Annotated in this window: 1 protein-coding gene and 2 pseudogenes; all 3 read left to right on the plus strand. The window is 39.1% G+C overall.

Annotated elements, in window-relative coordinates:
- Positions 1-424 (plus strand): annotated as a pseudogene (locus AAC037_RS23440) (heparan N-sulfatase); the annotation flags it as partial.
- A complete protein-coding gene (locus tag AAC037_RS23445) occupies positions 424-1,869 on the plus strand; it encodes a sulfatase (RefSeq protein WP_339906044.1) in 1,446 nt (481 codons plus the stop codon). The pseudogene AAC037_RS23440 and the gene AAC037_RS23445, both read left to right, overlap by 1 nt.
- A gap of 12 nt (positions 1,870-1,881) precedes the next feature.
- Positions 1,882-2,458: pseudogene (locus tag AAC037_RS23450) on the plus strand (cytochrome C); the annotation flags it as partial.

Genomic DNA, 2,458 nt, shown 5'->3' on the forward strand with positions numbered 1-2,458 from the left:
TGAAACCGATAGATGGCCAGCTGGAAACCCTGAAACGGGTTACCTTAATACGGATGGAAGCCCTACCAAAACTGTAATTCTTAATCAGAGAAGAGTTGACGGAGAATACAAGTATTGGAACCTTTCCTTCGGAAAAAGACCCTCAGAAGAGCTCTATGATAGAAAAAAAGATCCCTATGGCTTGAATAACCTTGCCTTGCATCCGGAATACCAAAATATAAAAGAAAGATTGAAAGAGGAGCTGTTCAAGCAATTAAAAGCTCAAGAAGATCCAAGGATCTTAGGAAATGGGGCTGTTTTCGATAATTATGAGTATGCGCAAAAAAGCCAACGAGACTTTTACAATCGCTTTATGAAAGGAGAACCTTTTAAAACCGGATGGGTAAACGATAGTGATTTTGAAAAGGATTTTAAAGAGAAATAATGAAATCAATTAGCTTCATTTTTGTACTATTGGCTTTATTTACTGCCAATTCTTTCATTTATGCCCAAGATAATCGTCCCAATATTATCATGATTATTGCTGATGATATTGGTTATGAGGATTTGGGTAGCTATGGCAACAAGATTGCTGTCACCCCGGTAACTGATAGAATCGCTACTGAAGGAATTAAATTTTCCAATTTCTTTCTAACTACCAGTTCATGCAGTCCTAGCAGGAGTAGTATTATCTCAGGTAGGTACCCACACAATACCGGAGCAGCGGAATTGCATACAGCCATGCCTGAGCAAATCCTTACCTTCCCTGAATTACTTAAAGCCTCAGGATATTTTACCGGCCAATCAGGGAAATGGCATATGGGCTCGGTTCCCCGTAAAGGTTTTGATCTTATTTATGATAAACAGCCTCAAATAGGGCAAGGGGGAGAAGATTATTGGGTTCCTCTTTTAAAAGAAAGACCTAAAGACAAACCATTTTTTCTTTGGTTGGCAGCCTTGGATGCTCACAGACCTTGGGCTGAAAATGATTTCTCAGGAGCGCATAAACCGGAAGATGTTGAAGTTCCACCTTATTTAGCGAATGGAAAGGCCACCAAGCAAGATTTGGCCAATTATTATGATGAGATAACGAGGTTTGATCATTATATAGGATTGGTAGAAGAAGAGGTGGAGCGACAAGGACAATTGGATAATACCATTATATTTATTCTGTCAGACAATGGAAGACCTTTTCCAAGAAGTAAAACAAGACTTATAGATTCAGGTATTAAATCTCCTTTATTGGTTAAATGGCCCAAGGGGTTAAAGGCTGGTCTTGTAGTAGATGCGCTAGTAAGTAGTATAGACCTTGCCCCTACTTTCTTACAATTAGCAGGTGTAAAAATTCCTGATAATTTTCAAGGGAAAAGCTTTTTAACAGTGTTAAAAAACCCTCACATGCCTTTCAGAAATTATGTTTTTGCCGAGCACAACTGGCATGATCAGGAAGCGCATGAAAGAATGGTCCGGACCAAAGATTATTTGTATATCAAAAATAACCGGTCTCAATATGCCAATCCCGGACCTGCAGATTCCAATTCCAGTGATTCCTATGCCGACCTCAAAAAGCTAAGGGATCAGGGTAAATTAAACCCTGCGCAAGCTGATATTTTTGTGTCACCACGCCCATTTGAAGAATTCTATAGAATAGATGATGATGCGTTTCAATTATTGAACAGGGCTACACCTACCGGTGAAAATAAAGCATTGGAGCAATTGAGGAAAGCACTGGAGGTATGGTCCATTGAAACAGATGATTCTGTTCCCCAAAATCTAACCCAAGATTGGTACGACATAGAAACCGGAAAAGCACTTGACATCACAAGGGAAAGAGGTGAAATGCCGGGAGGTAGCAATGCACTAACTACTACAGACAAAGGACCATTTTAGTAAAATACAAAAATGTACATAAAACCATCTATACTAAATTGTAAGAAGGCATTGTTGCCTTTGCTATTATTTGTTTCTGCTTTGGTTAGCACCTCATGTAAAGAACCCAAATCCGAAGCAAAAATACGTACCATGGATCCCTGGGCATTTCGTTCTGTACTGGATAAAAAGCCCCGAATGCTTACCCTGGCTTTCGATAGCGTAAATTTTGCTGCATATGACCTTGAAAAAGGAGAGTTATACAAGGTTTGGAATGGAGGGGTTACCAAAGAAGGAACTGTATTTACAAATAAAAAAAATATTCAGCCAACCAGCTGGGGAATGCCTTATTTTGAAGAGGGTAAACTCTTCAATCAATGGAAGGTGAAAAATAACGGTCAGATGATACCCGTAAAAGTGGAGTATAAGGGGTATGTAAAATTAAATGAGCAAATTACCTTAAACTTCAAACTGGTAATGCCGAATGAGGAGTCAATTTCTGTGGAGGAACAGCCTGAATTTAGTCTGGCTGAAGATGGCTCAATCGAATTTAAACGAAAGTTTACCATCCATGAAAAATCAGATGATCTGGAAGTTATTTTACATCAAG

Source organism: uncultured Cyclobacterium sp. (genome assembly GCF_963976465.1).
Classification (GTDB): domain Bacteria; phylum Bacteroidota; class Bacteroidia; order Cytophagales; family Cyclobacteriaceae; genus Cyclobacterium.